19 protein-coding genes and 1 other annotated feature are annotated in these 17,978 nt (G+C 46.3%); all 19 genes read left to right on the top strand.

From position 1 onward, the window contains the following. Positions 1–101: 101 nt before the first annotated feature. Complete coding sequence (mreC, locus tag IFU39_RS29115) at positions 102–974, top strand: rod shape-determining protein MreC (RefSeq protein WP_192136250.1); 873 nt, start codon at positions 102–104, stop codon at positions 972–974. Further along, a complete protein-coding gene (gene mreD, locus IFU39_RS29110; RefSeq protein ID WP_091037552.1) occupies positions 974–1,507 on the top strand; it encodes a rod shape-determining protein MreD in 534 nt (177 codons plus the stop codon). The genes mreC and mreD overlap by 1 nt, the downstream gene beginning before the upstream one ends. Positions 1,508–1,581: 74 nt before the next feature. Then, complete coding sequence (gene minC / locus IFU39_RS29105) at positions 1,582–2,244, top strand: septum site-determining protein MinC (protein ID WP_017692615.1); 663 nt, start codon at positions 1,582–1,584, stop codon at positions 2,242–2,244. 3 nt (positions 2,245–2,247) lie between these two features. After that, complete coding sequence (minD, locus tag IFU39_RS29100) at positions 2,248–3,042, top strand: septum site-determining protein MinD (RefSeq protein WP_053783092.1); 795 nt, start codon at positions 2,248–2,250, stop codon at positions 3,040–3,042. A 148-nt stretch (positions 3,043–3,190) separates the two neighbouring features. After that, positions 3,191–4,039: a M23 family metallopeptidase gene (locus IFU39_RS29095; RefSeq protein WP_192136249.1), complete on the top strand. Its 849-nt coding sequence runs from the start codon at positions 3,191–3,193 to the stop codon at positions 4,037–4,039. Continuing rightward, positions 4,032–4,892: a M50 family metallopeptidase gene (locus IFU39_RS29090; protein WP_091011902.1), complete on the top strand. Its 861-nt coding sequence runs from the start codon at positions 4,032–4,034 to the stop codon at positions 4,890–4,892. The genes IFU39_RS29095 and IFU39_RS29090 overlap by 8 nt, the downstream gene beginning before the upstream one ends. A 106-nt stretch (positions 4,893–4,998) precedes the next feature. Next, complete coding sequence (locus IFU39_RS29085; RefSeq protein WP_036605911.1) at positions 4,999–6,249, top strand: Rne/Rng family ribonuclease; 1,251 nt, start codon at positions 4,999–5,001, stop codon at positions 6,247–6,249. A gap of 56 nt (positions 6,250–6,305) precedes the next feature. Continuing rightward, positions 6,306–6,390 (top strand) — a sequence feature (ribosomal protein L21 leader region). A gap of 14 nt (positions 6,391–6,404) precedes the next feature. Further along, positions 6,405–6,716 (top strand): 50S ribosomal protein L21, encoded by a 312-nt coding sequence (gene rplU, locus IFU39_RS29080; protein WP_017692620.1) that lies wholly within the window; start codon positions 6,405–6,407, stop codon positions 6,714–6,716. A 14-nt stretch (positions 6,717–6,730) separates the two neighbouring features. After that, positions 6,731–7,060, top strand: coding sequence for a ribosomal-processing cysteine protease Prp (locus IFU39_RS29075; RefSeq protein WP_036605912.1), 330 nt, complete (start codon positions 6,731–6,733; stop codon positions 7,058–7,060). Positions 7,061–7,083: 23 nt separating this feature from the next. After that, complete coding sequence (gene rpmA, locus IFU39_RS29070; protein ID WP_017692622.1) at positions 7,084–7,395, top strand: 50S ribosomal protein L27; 312 nt, start codon at positions 7,084–7,086, stop codon at positions 7,393–7,395. A gap of 90 nt (positions 7,396–7,485) precedes the next feature. Continuing rightward, a complete protein-coding gene (locus IFU39_RS29065; protein ID WP_223199765.1) occupies positions 7,486–8,283 on the top strand; it encodes a Spo0B domain-containing protein in 798 nt (265 codons plus the stop codon). 17 nt (positions 8,284–8,300) lie between these two features. Beyond that, positions 8,301–9,611: a GTPase ObgE gene (obgE, locus tag IFU39_RS29060; RefSeq protein WP_192136248.1), complete on the top strand. Its 1,311-nt coding sequence runs from the start codon at positions 8,301–8,303 to the stop codon at positions 9,609–9,611. 229 nt (positions 9,612–9,840) lie between these two features. Further along, positions 9,841–10,278: an ACT domain-containing protein gene (locus IFU39_RS29055; protein ID WP_017692625.1), complete on the top strand. Its 438-nt coding sequence runs from the start codon at positions 9,841–9,843 to the stop codon at positions 10,276–10,278. A gap of 58 nt (positions 10,279–10,336) precedes the next feature. Next, complete coding sequence (locus IFU39_RS29050; protein WP_017692626.1) at positions 10,337–11,623, top strand: homoserine dehydrogenase; 1,287 nt, start codon at positions 10,337–10,339, stop codon at positions 11,621–11,623. 116 nt (positions 11,624–11,739) lie between these two features. After that, positions 11,740–12,810, top strand: a complete 1,071-nt coding sequence (gene thrC / locus IFU39_RS29045; protein WP_091011905.1) for a threonine synthase — start codon at positions 11,740–11,742, stop codon at positions 12,808–12,810. Continuing rightward, the gene (gene thrB, locus IFU39_RS29040; RefSeq protein ID WP_192136247.1) at positions 12,807–13,775 is read left to right on the top strand and encodes a homoserine kinase; all 969 of its coding nucleotides are present in this window, start codon (positions 12,807–12,809) and stop codon (positions 13,773–13,775) included. The genes thrC and thrB overlap by 4 nt, the downstream gene beginning before the upstream one ends. After that, on the top strand, positions 13,772–14,644 hold the full coding sequence (pheA, locus tag IFU39_RS29035; RefSeq protein WP_074096239.1) for a prephenate dehydratase: 873 nt from the start codon (positions 13,772–13,774) through the stop codon (positions 14,642–14,644). Before thrB ends, pheA begins: the two co-directional genes overlap by 4 nt. Positions 14,645–14,791: 147 nt before the next feature. Then, positions 14,792–15,676 (top strand): branched-chain-amino-acid transaminase, encoded by an 885-nt coding sequence (ilvE, locus tag IFU39_RS29030; protein ID WP_017692630.1) that lies wholly within the window; start codon positions 14,792–14,794, stop codon positions 15,674–15,676. 195 nt (positions 15,677–15,871) lie between these two features. Next, positions 15,872–17,494, top strand: coding sequence for a LysM peptidoglycan-binding domain-containing protein (locus IFU39_RS29025; RefSeq protein WP_192136246.1), 1,623 nt, complete (start codon positions 15,872–15,874; stop codon positions 17,492–17,494). Positions 17,495–17,978 lie beyond the last annotated feature (484 nt).

Genomic DNA, 17,978 nt, shown 5'->3' with positions numbered 1-17,978 from the left:
CCCGCTTAACAGGGGAGGATCGGCTGATATTCTCGCAGGGACTACAGGTCTGACAGTCTCCCCGCCGGGCATGGCTCGGAAGAGAATATGGATGTTAGAGGGTGTTCGAACTGTTTAAACTGCTAGGCAACAAAAGACTTTTTGTTTTGCTGGTGGGCCTTGTTACATTTATCGCGTTAATGGGCTTTACGCTCAGTCCGCGAACCACTCTATCCTGGCCGGAGAAATTCCTGAAGGATTCAGTTGGATTTGTACAATACGTATTTTACAAGCCCGCTTCCTATGTAGCGGGCTTTTTCAAAGATGTAGCGAACATGCGTACGGTATATGAAGAGAATGAAGAGCTCCGCATCGCGATGGGTCACTATACCCGGGATCGGCTGAAGTACAATGATATGGAGCAAGTGAATGAGCAGCTTCAGAAAGCGCTCAATTTCACAGAAGAACAGAAAAATCGCTATAATTACGGTTCACGAATTGCTCAGGTTATCAGTGCCAATTCGGATCCAAATAGCAGAACCATTAACATTGATATCGGTGAAAATGCGGGAATTAAGCCGGGGATGGCCGTTACCTCCCAGGAAGGGCTGGTCGGCGTGATCAGTCATGTCAGCTCATATACATCAACGGTTAATCTGTTAACGTCCATGGATGCCAATGATCCGACATCCAATGCCATTGCAGCAACCGCAGTAGGTAAAGAGAAAGTGTTTGGTATGATTGAGAGCTACGATCCGAAGACGGGCATGCTCAAGATGACCAAAATCTCGGAGGATTCAAATATCAAAGAGGATGATGAGATTATCTCTTCCGGAATTATTAACAATTTTCCGAAGTACATGCGGATTGGTAAAGTGAAGAGTGTCGAGAAAAGTGAGTATGGTTTAACCAAAACAGCTACAATTGAGCCATACGCAAGCTTCCTTGATTGGAAAGAGCTGATTGTCATTATCCCGCCTGAGGTAAAAGAATAATGGTAACGCGCAAGCAAGTTCTATTCCTGTTACTATTCGTTTTGTTTATTGCGGAAGGCACAATTTTACCGTTGCTCATCCCTTCTGGCTGGCACATGCGTATTTCTGCCAATCTGGTCTATATCGTCATTTTGTTTATCGCTGTATATCATCATCGTCACACGGCACTAGTACTCGGTATATTTTTTGGACTATTGCATGATGTTGTATTCTACGGTGAGATGATTGGACCTTATGGATTCTCGATGGGATTATCGGCATATATGATGGGACTCATTTTTCAAGCACCACGTGCACCACTGCCGGTTATGGTATCGGTTGTCATTTTGGGAAGTCTGCTTAATGACACCATGCTATTTTTCCTGTACAAGCTCTTCCAACTTAACCACGTGACCTTTGACTGGGCGTTGATTGAATACATGATTCCTAATTTGTTCATTCATTTTGTGTTTGCCTTGATCATATATGTCCCGCTTCGGAAACAACTGGAGCGGATCGGCAAGAGACGGAGCAAGACAGAAGAAGCTTCCTAAATACATTTATGGAGCGCAAAGCAGGAACTTGGGGCCCCGGGCACGAAATGTAATGAGATGGGAGGGACAGGCTTATGACGGTAAAATCGAATCACGTAACGATTAAAGGCATCCGAGACGGCCTGGTTTTCCTGTTGGACGATCAATGTGAATTCGAGGAATTGCTCTATGAGCTCCGCTATAAGCTGGAACACAGCCATCAAAATATTTTGACCGGACCGATTGTTCATGTGGATATCAAGTTGGGTGCCCGCGAAGTGACAGAGGACCAGAAAGAAGCAATCCTCGATATATTGAAGCAAAAAGGGAATCTGCTTATTCGATCCATCGACTCACCTGCACTCCAACCGGAGGTTAAAGGACCACCGCCGATTGTAACCATGTGTGGTATGGTGCGTTCAGGTCAGGTGCTTCATCATGAAGGAAATCTCCTGTTTCTTGGGGATATCAATCCGGGGGGCACAGTGACGTGTACCGGAGATATATATGTGTTGGGTTCACTCAGAGGTATGGCTCATGCCGGAATTGGCGGGGACGAGGAAGCGATCATTGCCGCTTCGGTATTTGCACCGACGCAGCTACGGATTGCGGATATCATCAGTCGTCCTCCCGATGAATGGGAGAGCCGAGAGACCGGAATGGAATTTGCTTACTTACAGGACAATCAGATGCAGATAGACAAAATGAGCAATATCGTTCGGTTACGCCGAGATTTTAATGTGTTTAAAGGAGTGTAGCTCATGGGAGAGGCGATCGTGATCACTTCGGGTAAAGGCGGCGTGGGTAAAACAACCACCTCGGCAAACATCGGGACAGCGCTGGCGCTGCTCGGCAAAAAGGTTTGTCTGGTAGATACCGATATCGGCCTTCGTAATTTGGATGTCGTGATGGGACTCGAAAACCGTATTATTTACGATCTGTGCGACGTTGCCGACGGCCGCTGCCGTCTGAATCAGGCTTTGGTCAAAGACAAGCGTTTCGAAGAATTATACATGTTGCCTGCGGCGCAGACGAGAGACAAAAACTCAGTGTCGCCAGAACAGGTCAAGGATATTATCCTTGAACTGAAAAAAGATTTTGAATACGTTATTATTGATTGCCCAGCCGGCATAGAGCAGGGTTTCAAAAATGCGGTAGCAGGAGCAGATCAGGCCATCGTGGTCACTACACCGGAAAATGCTGCAGTACGTGATGCGGATCGTGTCATCGGCCTGCTGGAGAGTTCACACATTCAATCACCAAAGCTGGTGGTGAATCGAATTCGCAATAATATGGTCAAATCGGGTGACATGTTAGATATCGATGGTATTTTACAAGTACTTAATATTGACCTGATTGGCATCGTGCCTGATGATGAACTGGTCATCAAAGCTGCCAATTCAGGAGAACCTACGGTCATGAATCCGGATTCACTTGCGGCGATTGCGTATCGGAATATCGCACGACGCATTCTGGGAGATACGGTTCCATTGATGCAGCTGGAGCAGAAAAAGGGCGCTTTTACTCGTTTCAAAAAGTTCTTCGGAATGGGTTAACTCGTTAAACGAACTTATTCATAAAGCAATTACATGACAGCCGTGGCTTATAGCCCGGCTTTTTTTGTTACCTGCGGGCAGGCTTGTTCATATTATCAACCACCTCTTCATAGGATGTAGTAAACAAGCCTCGGCGGGAGGACATTTCATGAACACGAAACTCAGAATCAAGCAGAGACGAGAAGAACGCATCCGGCGACTGATGGATGGTGCCACTGTGGAGGTCTTACAGGAGCAAAAAGTAGGTTCGCTATTGGACAAGAATGAGATCATACACTCGAAACCATTTACGCCTAGTGAAGGTATACAGGAAAGAGATCCGGAATGGTTGTGGAAAAAAGAGAATGGTCATTTCGTTCCAGGGGGGCATTCGAGATTTAACCTGTTCAAGTCACTTCTCAAACGGACGGTCATTAGCGCTTTGATATTTGGCGGAGTATGGGGTCTATTTCAGTTGGATACATCGTGGACGACATCACCCAAAACAGTCATTGCGGATGCACTCCATCGGGATATGGATTTTGCCTCAGCAGCGGCTTGGTATGAACGGCATTTTGGAGGAACACCTTCGTTTCTTCCGGTCCTCGGACATACGACGGATGCCGTGAACGGATTGAAAGTAAGGCAGTTACTGGGCAAACCGATCTCAGGCACAGTGGTTCAGCCATTCGCGCTGAGCATGAAGGGAATTGAGATCGTTCCGGATGCCGCAGGTGCAGAACGTATACAGGTCGAAAGTTCTGATGCTGGGCGTGTCATGGAGGTTATCGGCGATGCAGCAAGTGGATTCACAGTTGTCATCCAACATACAGGCAATGTCACGGCAATATATGGTCGGCTGAACGAAAGTGAAGTGAGCGTGAACGATTGGGTGGAAGCGGGGAATCCAGTGGGGAGTCTCAAGGCTACGGGTGGTGAACAACCGGCCACGCTCTATTTTGCAGTCAAAGAGGGCGAGGAGTACGTAGACCCGGCGGAAGTTGTTGCCCTTGATTAGGGTGTGGGGAGTCCGTATTACGTTTCATCCGTTTTTTGTAATTATCATGATGGCCTCCCTTCTGACTGGACATTTTATTGAACTTATTACGTTGTTTGCCATCGTATTCATTCATGAATGTGGACATGCTGCGGCGGCGGCACTTCTGGGCTATCGTGTCTTGTCGATCCAGATGCTCCCTTTTGGAGGAGTAGCGGTTATCGAAGATGGAGGTACGATCACGGCCTACCGGGAAATCATGATTGCTCTGGCTGGTCCATTACAAAACATGCTGATGGTTGGCGTGGTTATGCTGTTGCAGTATGGCAATCTGGGCGATCCGGTATTTCTAAACTATATCATTCAGGGGAATCTGCTCATTGCTCTCTTTAATCTGCTGCCTGTACTTCCTCTCGACGGAGGTAAAATTGTTCAGGCACTTGTCAGTCTGTGGGCACCCTACTATACAACATTAATGTGGACTTACAGAATTAGCATTCTGTGTAGCGTAGGGGTGATATTATATGCGATAAGCCGATGGTTTACTGGAGACTACGGCCTACCGCTCAACATTCTGTTAATCGGCCTTTTTTTGTTCTATTCCAACGTAACGGATTACCGAAATGTGCCCTATCGCTTTATTCGTTTTCTTATGAATCGAGAGGGTGCGTTTGCTCGTCACGCGGCTACTGGCAGTTTGGCGCAGCCAATAATCTCATTCCCGGCGAAACCTTTGGACACTATTTTGCGTCTATTAAAGAGAGAAAGATACCATATGGTATACGTGATGAACAGACAGGGTCGAATTATGGCCGTATTGCCTGAGCAACGGATTATCGGTTCCTATTTTCAACAAAATGGTGATAAATTGTAGTGTTCTGGTGGACCTGTTCTGAAATGGGTTAATATATGTACAATGAGAATTGAAAAGATACTGAAATGGATGTGGATGATTTGAATTGTCTTCTAGAGGTGAAGCCATGAAACAAATGATAGTACATAATGAACATAACCTCATGCAAATGGCGCTTCTGGAAGAAGGCAAAGCTGTGGAATTTACGGCAGAACGTACACGCGATCGTGGACTGCTGGGTTCCTTTTTCAAGGGACGGGTCGTGAATGTGTTACCAGGTATGCAGGCTGCTTTTGTGGATATTGGTCAGAAAAAGAATGCTTTCCTCTATGTGGACGATGTGTTGCATCCCCATCTGGAGAAACAGCCCAAGGTGAAGCCTTCCATCTCGGAGTTGCTTCGTCCGGGTCAGGAAGTCATTGTTCAGGTTCTGAAAGAACCGGTAGGAGGCAAGGGAGCCCGGGTGACGACTCATTATTCACTCCCGGGCCGTTGGCTTGTCTACATGCCTGTTGCTGACTATGTAGCGGTATCCAAGAAAATTGCCCGTGAAGGGGATCGTTCCCGTCTTAAGGCACTTGGGGAGCAACTGAGGCGGGATGAAGAAGGACTTATTATTCGGACCGTATCTGGAGAAGAACAGCATGAGGCCATTAAGTCGGACTTGGAAACATTACGCGCGCAGTGGTATCTGATTCGTGAAAAAGCGGACAGTTTGCCTTCACCAAGCCTCTTGCATCGGGATCATAGCATGGTACAGCGAATCATCAGAGATGTGTATACGCCAGGGAGTGACGAAGTCATCACTGATAGTGAGGGACAAGCCCGTGAAGTAAAAGCATTGCTCGAAGAGATTAGTCCTGGTCATCAACCCAAAGTACAGGTGTATCGGGGAACAGAATCCATCTTTGCTGCCTATGGTGTGCAGGAACAGTTGAATAAGGATTTTGCCCGGAAGGTGTGGTTGCCCGGAGGCGGATACATTGTTATTGATCATACTGAAGCTCTGACTGTAGTGGATGTGAACACGGGTAAATATACGGGAGCTGGCGGTGATAGTCTGGAAGAGACCGTGACAGAGACCAACATACAGGCAGCAGTGGAGATTGCCCGTCTAATGCGCCTGCGTGATATCGGTGGCATGATTATTGTCGACTTCATTGATATGGAGGAAGCCTCGAATCGGCATGAAGTCGCAGCAACCTTGGAGGGTGAGCTCAAGAAGGATCGGACCAAAGCGTTTGTAATGGGTTGGACCAAGCTGGGCTTGCTCGAACTTACCCGTAAGAAAGTGCGGGAAGAAAGTACGTTGCCCTATGTGGAGCCGTGTTCTTCTTGCCATGGTACGGGAAAAAGATATATTTCACCTTTGCATTGATTTTTGATATATTGCGTGATATAATCTTCAAGTATGTGTTTAGCCTAATGGTCTTGCACATGCTGTAACCGCACTGGCCGGGTATAAGAACAGTTCCGCAAGGACACTGTCACCTGAGAACGGGCGAGTCTGAGACATGAGGAGGTGCAAGGCAAATGTACGCAATTATTGAAACAGGCGGCAAACAGTACAAAGTCCAAGAGGGCGATGTTCTGTTCATCGAGAAATTGACTGCGAACGATGGCGAAAGCGTAACGTTCGACCGTGTCCTGGCTGTATCTAACGATCAAGGTTTGACAGCAGGTACACCATTGATTTCCGGAGCTACTGTAACGGCTAAAGTGGAGAAACATGGCAAAGGACAAAAGGTTATCGTATACAAATACAAACCTAAAAAGAACTACCATGTGAAGCAAGGTCACCGTCAACCGTACACTAAAGTAACTATCGAAACAATCAAAGCGTAAAGAAGGTGCGATAAGTGATTATCGTTCAAATCTTTCGTGATGAGGACGGGAACATCGAACGTTTTTCCATTGAAGGGCATGCTAATTTTGCCAAGCGGGGAGAAGACATCGTATGTGCCGGGGTATCCGCTGTTACAGTGGGTACGGTGAACTCGATTGAAACATTGACCGGCGTTGAAATGGATGCCAAGATGAAGAATGGCTTTTTAAGCGGTTCTTTACCTTTGTTAGAGAGAGGGGAAACCTGGTCCCAGGTACAATTGTTACTCGAATCCATGGTGGTTATGCTCTCTAATATTGCAGAGTCATACGGGAAGTATATTAAAATACAGCAATTCAAATAAGCAAAGAAGGAGGACAACCAATCATGTTGAAATTAAATCTTCAGTTATTCGCATCGAAAAAAGGTGTAGGTTCCACGAAGAACGGACGTGACAGTAATGCTCAACGTCTGGGTGTTAAACGTGCTGATGGTCAAACTGTAACTGGTGGTAGCATTCTCGTTCGCCAACGCGGAACGAAAATTCACCCGGGAACTAACGTTGGCATCGGTAAAGATGACACTTTGTTCGCGAAAATCGACGGCGTTGTAAAATTCGAACGTTGGGGACGCGATCGCAAAAAAGTAAGCATCTACCCTGTTAATGTTGCTCCTGTAGCAGCAGCAGTAGAAGCGTAATATCGGCATTCCGCCTAAGGAGCCTTCGGCATTTTTGCCGAAGGTTTTTTGTATTCAACGGTTATTCGATAATGAACTGGCAGAAAAGACATGTTATACTTGGTTACGGTGGGTGTAGACCAACCGAGTTTTGTAGAACGGGGAGAAGCCATGAAATCTTGGAAAAGAGTGCCGTGGATTGCGGCATGTTCACTTCTGATTCCTTTGGTTTTCGTTATGTTGTATCCGGCGATAATCTCAAGCGCCGTGTGCGCATTGTGGTCCGTCGCAGTATTGCTTATTTCTGTGAATGCGATGAAGAAACAGGCGGAGGCGGAACGCAGAGCCATCATACAATCCATGGAAAAAACAGCAATTGCTTCATTAAATCATCATCGACACGACTGGATGAACGACCTTCAGGTGTTATATGGATATCTTCGGCTGGGCAAACTTGATAAATCCTTGCAATGTGTGGAAAGAATAAAAGAGCGGGTTACAGAAGAAAGCCGAATCTCCAGATTAGGTATTCCTTCCCTCGTATTTTATCTTCAGTCTTTTCGCGCCAGTGGAATTGCGCTGGACTTGCATGTGGAAATAGAAGATGAGTTGCAGCTTAGTGCTCTGGTCTCTCCCGAGGATGGCGAGTCACTTACCGGGGCGATTGCGGATGCAATCAGGGCCTATCAATATGGCGGCGGCCGGTCTTCTTGGGGAGAGGTTCGCAAACTGACCTTGAACTTCGGACAGGATCATGGAGATGTGGTTGTCCGACTGGACGGGGATCAAACACCCGATCCGGAAACACTACGGCAGCTTACTGCCGTACTCAAAGGAAAAAAAGTCAGAACGGAGCAGTTTCCGTCTGAGGATACGTTTATACAATTCAGAATGCCGTGTGGAATATAGGAAGAAGGGGTTAACCAATGTTTGTAGATAAAGCGAAGATTTATGTAAAAGCCGGAGACGGAGGGGACGGAATAATTTCGTTCCGTCGTGAGAAGTATGTACCAAACGGCGGACCTGCCGGGGGCGATGGAGGCAGAGGAGCTGACATCATTTTCCGCGTGGATGAAGGTTTGCGTACGTTGATGGATTTCCGTTACCAGCGTCACTTCAAAGCCCCACGTGGTGAGAAGGGACGTAATAAAAGTCAGCATGGTGCAAACGCGGAGAACATGATTGTTCGCATTCCACCAGGAACTATCATTTTGGATGAAGACAGTGGAGAAGTACTGGCGGATATGACACGTCACGGTCAACAGGTTGTCATTGCACGTGGTGGACGGGGCGGACGGGGTAACATCCGATTTGCTACACCGAACAATCCTGCACCTGAACTTGCTGAGAACGGTGAAGAAGGACAAGAGCGTTACATCGTACTCGAACTGAAAGTTATGGCAGATGTTGGTCTGGTTGGTTTCCCGAGTGTCGGGAAATCCACATTGCTTTCTGTCGTTTCGTCAGCCAAGCCAAAGATCGGTGCATACCATTTCACAACCATTACACCGAATCTGGGTGTAGTCGGTGTAGGAGAAGGCCGAAGCTTTGTCATGGCCGATTTGCCTGGACTGATTGAAGGTGCGCATGAAGGGGTTGGACTGGGACATGAGTTCTTACGTCATGTCGAGCGTACTCGTATTATTGTTCATGTCGTAGATATGTCGGGTTCGGAAGGACGCGATCCTTTTGAAGACTGGCAGAAAATCAATGACGAATTGAAGTTGTACAATCCGCTTCTCGCCGAGAGAACGCAAATTGTAGCAGCTAACAAGATGGATATGCCAGACTCTGAAGCGAACCTGGAGCAATTTTTACAGCAAGTTCGTGAAGTTCAACCTGATATTGAAGTGATGCCAATTTCATCCTTGACCCGGAAAGGGATTCAAGAACTTCTGTATCGTGCAGCTGATCTGCTGGATCAGGTTCCAGACGAGCGAGTGGTTGAAGAGGTAGCAGATGTATCTGAACGTAAAGTATACAGTCTGGACAAAAAAGAAGACGATGGTTTCAAAATTGTGCGTGAGAACGAAATGTTCGTTGTCGAAAGTGCCAAGATTGACCGCATGATGAAACGGATGCAATTGAACTCACATGAAGCCATACTGAAACTCGCACGTACACTGCGTTATATGGGTGTCGACGCTGAGTTGCGTAAGCGCGGAGCTGTAGAAGGTACCATCGTGCGTATTGGAGAATTTGAATTCGAATTCGTGGAAGGCAGCAGTTACTACTAAGTAGCCGTCTTCCGTGGAGAGACAGATCGATATAGAAACGCAGAGAAGTGGGAAGTTGGCCCGCAACTCTGCGTTTTTTTTGTTTTTTCCTGACATGGGAGAGGCATAAACTTGTATACTGTGAGGAACGTATTTCAAAAAATAGGCGTGTCATGTATTGCCCTTTTGTCATAGATCCTATATAATGTCCACTATATGAATACATGAGTCTTTGAGGAGAGGACGTTCTGTGAACGAACGCTATTACTTAGTACGGGAAGATATTTTACCAGAGGCAGTGGTGAAGACCATGCAGGTAAAAGAACTGCTGGCTTCTGGTGATGTTAAAACAGTGCATGAGGCGGTTGAACAGGTCGGATTAAGCCGGAGTGCCTTTTACAAGTACAAGGATGGAATTCATCTGATCAACCAGCTTGAGCGCGAGAGAATTGTAACGATCTCCATTGATCTGGAGCATCAGTCGGGTATTTTGTCTCGTGTGCTTGGACATGTAGCTGGTTATGGAGCTAATGTACTCACGATTAATCAGAGTATCCCGCTTCAAGGAAGAGCCAATGTTGTCATTTCGGTGGAAACGACACATCTTCATGGCGAAATTGGTGAAATGCTGGATCGAATGCAAGATATGCCTGGCGTAAGACGTACACGTATTGTAGGCCAAGGGTAATTAGGCTTTAACATACAGGACTGACGGACAAGAATAGACATTAGGGGGTAGATCGTTAGTGAAACCAGTAAAAGTCGGATTGTTGGGTCTGGGAACTGTCGGAACGGGAGTCGTTCGCATTGTGGAAGGGAATCAGGAGGATCTGAGCAGTCAGGTTGGATCGCCGATTGTCATCGAGAAGATCGCAGTGAAAAATACAGAGAAAGAACGTGTTATTGCTGTAGACCGTGCCAAGCTTACGGAAGATCCTTGGGAAGTCATTCGTCATCCGGATATTGACGTCATCGTTGAAGTCATGGGCGGCATTGATCAGACGAAGGAGTATATTCTTGAAGCGTTGGAACGTGGGAAGCATATCGTAACAGCAAACAAAGATCTCATGGCACTACATGGTACAGAGATTTTGGCGAAGGCGCAGGAAAAACAATGTGACGTGTTCTATGAGGCGAGTGTTGCTGGAGGGATTCCGATCATTCGTACGTTGATTGAAGGTTTCTCTTCTGACCGGATTACTCGCATTATGGGGATTGTGAACGGAACAACGAACTTTATTCTGACCAAAATGAGTCAGGAAGGTGCATCCTATGAAGAAGTACTGGCTGAAGCACAGGCTCTGGGATACGCTGAATCCGATCCAACTTCCGATGTGGAGGGACTTGACGCAGCTCGCAAAATGGCGATCTTGAGTACACTCGGTTTCCGCACCAATGTGGAGTTGAAGGATGTAACCGTTAAAGGAATATCCTCCGTAACTCGTGAAGACATTATGTATGCCAAAAGACTGGGCTATGAGATGAAGTTACTTGGTATTGCGGACCGTATTGGCGATGAGATCACAATTAGCGTTCAGCCGACGATGGTTAGACAAAATCACCCGATTGCTTCAGTCAACGGTGTGTTCAACGCAGTATATGTACACGGTGAAGCTGTAGGGGAGACGATGTTCTACGGTGCGGGTGCGGGAGAACTCCCAACGGCAACTTCGGTTGTAGCTGACATTGTGGCGGTTACCAAAAACCTTAAACTTGGCGTGAACGGTCTCAAAGCAATTGTGCCTTATAAGATTAAGCGACTGCAAAGCGACGAGCAGATCGTGTCGAAAAACTTTATTTTACTACACGTAGACGATAAAGCCGGTGTATTGGCACAAATCACACAAATTTTCGCAGAGTATGATGTCAGTCTGGCGTCGGTTGTTCAACAGCCGAATGAGCACAACCCGGATGCCGAGATCATTATCGTTACACATAATGCGAGTAAGGCAAGCATGGATAAAGTGTTAAAACATTTTGAATCACTCAGCGTCATTCGCCGCATTAAGAGTGTCTACCGGGTCGAAGGATAATTTATCCATATCCCATACGGCATCTCAATTATTTCAGTTATAACGTACAAGTTAATCATATCTGGTTTAACAGGTCATCATTTCAGATTATTAAAACATAAAGGAGTTTACCCACAATGAGATATCAAGGACTTTTGCAAACGTACAGAGACCACCTTCCAGTTAATGAAAATACACCCCTGCTTACGCTTCAGGAAGGAAATACACCGTTGATTCATGCAGAGAATCTGTCTGAGGAACTCGGTTTGAATGTTTATTTCAAGTATGAAGGTTTGAACCCTACGGGATCTTTCAAAGACCGCGGTATGGTTATGGCAGTTGCCAAAGCTATGGAAGAGGGCAGCCGTACGATTATGTGTGCATCCACAGGTAATACGTCAGCAGCTGCTGCGGCCTACGCCGCACGTGGTGGCCTCAATTGTATCGTACTGATCCCGAATAACAACATTGCACTGGGTAAACTGGCCCAAGCCATGATCTATGGAGCTAAGGTAATTGCGATTAATGGTAACTTTGACCGTGCACTGGAGATTGTGCGTGAGATCACAGCCAAACATCCGATCACGCTTGTAAACTCTGTGAATCCGTTCCGGATTGAAGGACAGAAGACAGCAGCGTTTGAAGTCATTGAACAACTTGGCGAAGCGCCTGACGTTCTGGCTATTCCAGTCGGTAATGCGGGTAATATTTCGGCTTATTGGAAAGGTTTCAAAGAATATAAAGAGGCAGGCAAGTCCAGTACACTTCCACGTATGGTTGGTTTCGAAGCAGAAGGTGCGATGGCCATTGTCAAAGGTGAGCCGATCCTTGAACCTGAAACAGTAGCAACAGCGATTCGAATCGGTAATCCAGCGAGCTGGAAAACGGCAGTAGCTGCAGCTGAGGAATCTGGTGGACAGATCAACTATGTAACGGATGAACAAATCCTGACAGCGTACCGTACACTTGCTTCTCGGGAAGGGATTTTTGCTGAACCTGCTTCTGCGGCTTCCCTTGCCGGTGTATACAAACTGAAGAGTGAAGGGTACTTTAAAGGCGGAGAGACTGTCGTTTGTGTACTGACAGGTAATGGCCTGAAAGATCCTAATATTGCGATCAAAACAGTAGCGACTGAGCCACTTGTTGTTGAAGATACGGAAGAAGCAGTAATGGCGGCTATTGCACAACTGGAGCAGCAATCTGTATGAGTTTGCGTGAAAAGGTAACTGTAAAAATACCTGCAAGCACAGCCAATCTCGGTCCGGGGTTTGATACCCTGGGCATGGCATTGTCTTTGTATGCCTGGTTGGAAATGAAACCTGCCGAACAGACGTCATTTCATCTTTACGGCAATCATTTGACAGGTCTGCCAACAGATAAATCGAATTTGATTTACGAAGTTGCACAGATGGTATTCAATGAAACTGGGGTATCCATCCCTGAATTGGAGATTTCCATGTATTCCGATATTCCGCTTACGCGGGGACTCGGGAGCAGTGCATCAGCCATCGTTGGTGCATTAGCAGCAGCGAATGCATTAATTGGTGCTCCTTTATCCGATGCGAAACTTCTGGATATGGCCACATCCCTCGAGAAGCATCCTGATAATGTGGGAGCATCTCTGTATGGCGGTATTATTACGGCTGCATGGAATGGTCAACAGGTAGATCATATACGTATTGAACCACACCAGGATCTGCAGGCGTTGGTTATTATACCTGAATTCCAGCTGTCTACTTCAAAAGCAAGGAATGTAATTCCAGAGCAATTTGGCATGTCTGATGTGGTGCATAACATTAGCAGATCTTCACTGCTCGTTGCCGCTTTGGCGAGTGGACGACTGGATATGATTCAGAAGGCGATGTCAGATCGAATTCACCAACCATATCGGGCATCATTGGTGCCAGGCATGGCTGAGATATTGGAACATGCTGTTGATCATGGAGCGTTGGGAGCTGCCCTGAGCGGAGCTGGCCCGACCGTATTGACTTTGGTAGATCGTCATGACACCCGGAAAGCGGGATTGGAACAATATTTGCTGGACACTATGGAGCGGGAGGGCATATCTGCTTCTGCACTGTGGCTCGATCCGGATTTGGACGGTGTAACCGTGCTGCCTGATCAAGACGAACGTCCTTTTCTGGACAGAATCAAAGGGGAAGTTAATGCATGAAACGAATTGCAGTATTACCTGAAGGCTCAGTCTCTCATGAGGCAATTGATTTCCTTTTCAACGGAGAACCATTAGATTTGCTTCATTCCAAGTTGATTTCGGATGTGTTTAGAGCAACGGATAGCGGGAATGCACAATACAGTGTCATTCCGATCGAAAATACCATTGAGGGTTCCGTTAGTCTTCATATGGACTGGCTTGTAAATGAAGTGGATATTCCGATGCAAGCAGAGTGGGTATACCCATCCATCCAGAATGTTATCGGACATGGCTCGGAATTTAAGACAGAGAGTGGCGAGTATGATTTCGGTAGAATTACCAAGATCATGTCCCATCCAGTGGCTATTCCACAGTGTCAAAATTTTATTCGGCTACATTCGCCTGGGGCCGACCTTGAAGGTGTGAACAGTACAGCCGAAGCTGTAGAAATTGTGAAAAAAAATCCAGGTAAGGGCTGGGTGGCGATCGGTACAAAGCTTGCTGCTCAGAAGCATGGCTTGGACATTATGGCTGAACGGGTTACAGATCATGACAACAACTACACCCGTTTTGTGCTTATAGGCCATGAACCTGTGAACATTCCACGTGAACCGGATCATGTAAAAACCAGCTTGCTGGTGACGTTGCCAGAAGATGCACCGGGTGCGTTGCATCAGGTATTGTCAGCTTTTGCATGGCGGAAGCTGAACTTGACCCGTCTCGAATCTCGTCCAACGAAGAAACGATTGGGCAGTTACTATTTTTACATTGATGTTGTGGAAACGGTCGATTCGGTATTGCTTACCGCAGCCATGGCAGAGATTGAAGCATTGAATTGTCAGGTGCGCGTTCTGGGTAGCTATCCTTGTTATACATATCCTTCGAGATAATTGACCTGATGGTGTTTGGGAATGTTAGAAGGTTGTCATAAGTCGGGTAGAATGAGCGAGTAATGGCTTGTCATTTGGTGTACAATGGACGGGTTAATAACGTTTCGGAGTACAGGGAATGGATATTTTATGGAGGTGCAGTCATCAGTGGCAGAACAATGGATCTATTTGGATGGTCAGTATGTGACCAAGGAGAACGCAACCGTTTCGGTATATGATCATGGATTTTTGTATGGAGATGGGATTTTCGAAGGTATTCGGATCTATAACGGAAATATTTTCAGATGTAAGGCCCACTTGGATCGTTTGTATGATTCGGCAAAATCCATTAGTTTGAACATTCCGCTGTCCATTGATGAGATGCTGGAAGTCATGGCTGAAACGGTGCGCCGCAATGATATGCGTAATGGTTATATTCGTCTTATTGTATCGCGTGGCCCTGGTAATCTGGGGTTGGACCCATTACGTTGCCCTAAGGCATCCGTAATCATCATCGTGGAACAATTGGCGATCTATCCGGAGGAAGCTTATCTTACTGGATTGAAAGCAGTTTCTGTATCCCAACGCCGGAACATTCCGGACGCCTTGAATCCAAAAATTAAATCATTGAACTATCTGAATAACATCCTGGTTAAAATCCAGTCTAACTATTCAGGTGCTGGTGAAGCAATTATGCTGAACTCCCAAGGTTACGTTACTGAGGGTTCAAGTGATAACATCTTCATCATCAAAAATGGTGTAGTGTACACGCCCCCTTGTTATCTCGGAGCACTTGAAGGTATTACACGTCAAGCGATTATCGATCTATGTGGCGAACTGGAGCTTGAATTAAAAGAAGTGCCATTCACCCTGCATGATGTGTATATCGCAGACGAAGTCTTTTTCACCGGGACAGCTGCAGAAGTTATCGCTGCATATGAAGTGGATGGAAGAACAATTGGCACTGGGGTAGCAGGTCCGGTAACGCTGAGATTGCTGGAAGCATTCCGTCAGATTGTTGACAAAGATGGATATAAAGTGTGGGAATCTTAAGTTAGAATTGCATAACATAGGGAACAGGAATCCTCCTTGTCCGATAAAATTCTGCATACCTGGTGTATGGGGATTTTGGAGACAGGAGGATTTTTTTTGTTTAGTTGATGTCATTAGCCCGGTTTCTGCATAGGATGTAGTAACGGTATGGGCAAATGTACTGCCCAAGTATGACGTCTAGGAGGTTAGTTCCCTGTGAAAATACACATGGTGAAAAAAGGCGACACATTATATCTGCTGTCCCAAAAATACAATGTAGCGCTGGACAAATTGATCGCGGCTAATCCGCAAATCACAAATCCCGACAAGCTGGATATTGGCATGAAGGTCAAAATCCCTGCTGAGCCAGTAACACCGAAACCGGAGGGTGTGCTCCACAGTCACAAGGTGCAGCAAGGAGATTCGTTATGGAAGTTGGCACAAGCCTGGGGAGTTCCTTTGAAAGATATGGTCAATGCCAATCCACAGTTGAAAAACCCGAACGCTCTGTTGGTGGGGGAGACAGTTTATATTCCATCTATGCACGCACAAGGAAACAGCACATCTAATTCGGGTGCCAGCAATATTGCTGCTCATGAAAAGTTGTCACCTGAAGGTAAGGAATACACGGGAGTCAAAGAACCGGAACCACCGGCGCCAGTTATGCCAACTCCTCCTGCTCCAGTAGCAGAGGTTCCTGTTCCGGTCCCTGCTCCACCACCAGCCAATACGGAGAAGCCGAATGTGAAGCCTGAACTGGAGGTACTGCCGCAGTTACCAGAGCTTCCTGAAGTGAAACCCGAAAAGGAAACGCACAAAAAAGAAGAGGTTAAACCCGAAGTTGAGGTAAAACCGGTAGCAGAATCCAAGAAATACACAATGCCTAATCTATCGCCTGAAATTATGCCTTTGCCTGTAATGCCTAATACAAAGTCTCCAACTGAGGTTGCACCAGCAACGAAAAAGCCTTGTGGTTGTGGTAATAAGTTGCATCATGCGCCAGCCGAGCACCCTTATGTTCAAATCCCGGTTCCTGTACAAGAGGTGTATGGTGCTCAGCAAGACATGTACACGGCAGGAGCGAGTAACAATGCGGGGTTTCCAGGGATTCCGGAAGTTAGTCCTTATAGTGGCAGTGATCTGCCTAACAGTCCGTGGACTGGCGCGGAGCAGGGTTATAACCACAATAACGTTATGCCGAATCTGTCCGCAGACATGCAAAACAACTCATTTCCGATTGCACCAGCTGGCGAAGTGAATAGTCCATTCCCAACGTATGTAGCACCTAGTCATATGAATCATCAGCCGCCTTTCATGTCTCCATACTCAATGCTTCCGTACCCTCCATGCGGATGTGGCTCACATACACATATGCCGCAGTATACTTATCCTTCTCATGGTTATCAGGATCCGGCATGGAATATGTACGGTCCTTCGTACGGTATGCCGCCTGAAATGTCCACATCAACGATGCCAAACCAGCCTATTGAGTATGCTTATCAGAATCCGTATCCTACTCAGAGCATGGTTCCGCCGTCCCCTCTTGGAGCATTTGGTGAAATGTACCCTCCTCAAGGGCAAGGCAAGGGTGGTAAAAAAGGGGGGCGTGAAGACGCTAACTTAAGTCAGGTAGCAATTGAAGAGGTTGGATCAGATTCGGAAGGGAAGTCCAAGCAAGCAGGGAATAAACCGACAGCTGCAAAACGCAGAACAAGCAAGGCTCCTCTGAAGAATAAATCCAAGGTATCCGTGTCCGGGAAAACATCCAGAGAGGGTGCAGCTCCTTCCAACCAACGAAAATCTGATAAAAAGCGTCGTAATCCTTGGATACAAAACTAACCTTGGGATTGCGATTGAACAATAAGTGAGATAGCTGTTATATAAGTGGGAAGCCAGCTCTGTAATAGAGAGCTGGCTTCTCGCTTACCTGAGTGAACATTGAGGTGCGCATAACGGAGATTTAGTTGCCCAGGAAATGATAGAAAGCATTTTATTAAGAAGTTATTGTAAACCCTTTCATAAATGTGTTAAAATATTTGTACCCTATTAGCATGACCTAATATGGAAGGACAAGATAGGGTACGGATATGATAGCTTTGGCTAATGTAAAACTACTAAAGAAAAGAAATGAAAAAAAACTGTTGCATTACATTCAGCCGTATGATATATTATTTAAGTCGCCGCTGAAACACAGTGCTGACACGGGAAACACAAGAGATAATGAAATAAGTTTGATCTTTGAAAACTGAACAACGAGTGAGTAAACATTCTGCTTGCAGAATGAACGCGAAAGTTGAGACAAGCCTTGGCTTGAATCGACTGG

The sequence above is a fragment of the Paenibacillus sp. CFBP 13594 genome, assembly GCF_014842675.1.
GTDB classification, from domain to species: Bacteria; Bacillota; Bacilli; order Paenibacillales; family Paenibacillaceae; genus Paenibacillus; species Paenibacillus amylolyticus_B.
Note: the sequence above shows the minus strand (reverse complement) of the source record. Positions and strands in the feature narration are given on the sequence as shown.

Excerpts from the sequence above, each read along its gene's own strand:
- thrB (WP_192136247.1), top strand. The coding sequence starts at position 12,807 with ATGAGTTTGCGTGAAAAGGTAACTGTAAAAATACCTGCAAGCACAGCC.
- rplU (WP_017692620.1), top strand. The coding sequence starts at position 6,405 with ATGTACGCAATTATTGAAACAGGCGGCAAACAGTACAAAGTCCAAGAG.
- IFU39_RS29085 (WP_036605911.1), top strand. The coding sequence starts at position 4,999 with ATGAAACAAATGATAGTACATAATGAACATAACCTCATGCAAATGGCG.
- obgE (WP_192136248.1), top strand. The coding sequence starts at position 8,301 with ATGTTTGTAGATAAAGCGAAGATTTATGTAAAAGCCGGAGACGGAGGG.
- thrC (WP_091011905.1), top strand. The coding sequence starts at position 11,740 with ATGAGATATCAAGGACTTTTGCAAACGTACAGAGACCACCTTCCAGTT.
- rpmA (WP_017692622.1), top strand. The coding sequence starts at position 7,084 with ATGTTGAAATTAAATCTTCAGTTATTCGCATCGAAAAAAGGTGTAGGT.
- minD (WP_053783092.1), top strand. The coding sequence starts at position 2,248 with ATGGGAGAGGCGATCGTGATCACTTCGGGTAAAGGCGGCGTGGGTAAA.
- IFU39_RS29095 (WP_192136249.1), top strand. The coding sequence starts at position 3,191 with ATGAACACGAAACTCAGAATCAAGCAGAGACGAGAAGAACGCATCCGG.
- minC (WP_017692615.1), top strand. The coding sequence starts at position 1,582 with ATGACGGTAAAATCGAATCACGTAACGATTAAAGGCATCCGAGACGGC.
- pheA (WP_074096239.1), top strand. The coding sequence starts at position 13,772 with ATGAAACGAATTGCAGTATTACCTGAAGGCTCAGTCTCTCATGAGGCA.
- mreD (WP_091037552.1), top strand. The coding sequence starts at position 974 with ATGGTAACGCGCAAGCAAGTTCTATTCCTGTTACTATTCGTTTTGTTT.
- IFU39_RS29065 (WP_223199765.1), top strand. The coding sequence starts at position 7,486 with ATGTTATACTTGGTTACGGTGGGTGTAGACCAACCGAGTTTTGTAGAA.